Raw genomic sequence first — 1,019 nt, forward strand, 5'->3', positions numbered from 1 at the left:
GTGACGATAGCGGACTCAACCTCATAAATCAGGGCGCTTTCGGTTATCTCCAGCTCCAGGTCGGCTGCCGGCATACCGGTTTCCTCCAGGATCTGCTGGATTATGGCGACCAGATTATCCTGGTGGAACTGGCGGGCTGACAGGTTAACAGCCATTTTCAGCCCAGGCACAGCGACCGCCTGGCGGCATGTCTCGCGCAGCACCCATTCGCCGATTGGAACGATCAAACCGGTCTTTTCGGCCAGCGGGATGAAGCGATCCGGCGCGATCATTCCCTGTGTGGGATGGTGCCAGCGCACAAGGGCCTCAAGGCCGACGACCTGCCGGGAGGCAATGTCGACCTGAGGCTGATAATACAACTGGAACTGTTCTTGCGCCAACGCGTGCCTCAGGGATGTTTCCAGCGCAAGCCCATCATCTGAAGCGTCGCCGGTTGGACGAACAAAATGCCGGTAATCATTTCCCCCATGTCGCTTGATGAGAGTCATCGCACTTCGGGCACTGTTGATGATTGCATCCTGGTCTTCACCGTTGCGTGGGTACTCTGCAATGCCCATGCTGCAGGAAACGAACAACTCCCGGTTGTCTTCCAGGGTGATCACCGAGTGAAATTCGCCGTTGATACCGTTAGCGATTTGAGAGGCGTCTGCGGCGCTCCTGCCAGGAAGCAGGACAATGAATTCGTCACCGCCCCAGCGCGCTACCGTATCCGCTTTGCCCACGCATGAGTTGATTCGCTGCGCGACGTTTCTGAGCACTTCATCACCGCCGGTGTGCCCAAGGCTGTTGTTCACCTGCTTGAAGCGGTCGATGCCAACGTAGAGAATACTGAAGATGCCTTGATGGCTGTCGGCCTGGAGGATGGCCTGCTGCAGGCGATCCGTAAGCAGCAGGCGGTTTGGCATATCGGTGACACTGTCGAAATGCGTGATATATTCCAGCCGCTGGCTTTTTTCCAGATTCGCAATCGCGAACGAGATATCGCCGGCAACCTCATGCAGAAGATTCATCTCGGTATG

1 protein-coding gene is annotated in these 1,019 nt (G+C 56.6%); it reads right to left on the bottom strand.

The genetic code is table 11. The features are described from left to right. Positions 1-1,019: putative bifunctional diguanylate cyclase/phosphodiesterase (locus tag VJ956_RS13330; protein WP_324085530.1), on the bottom strand; the 1,019-nt coding region annotated here is incomplete at both ends.

This window comes from Marinobacter sp. (genome assembly GCF_035268745.1).
In the GTDB taxonomy this organism is placed as follows: domain Bacteria; phylum Pseudomonadota; class Gammaproteobacteria; order Pseudomonadales; family Oleiphilaceae; genus Marinobacter.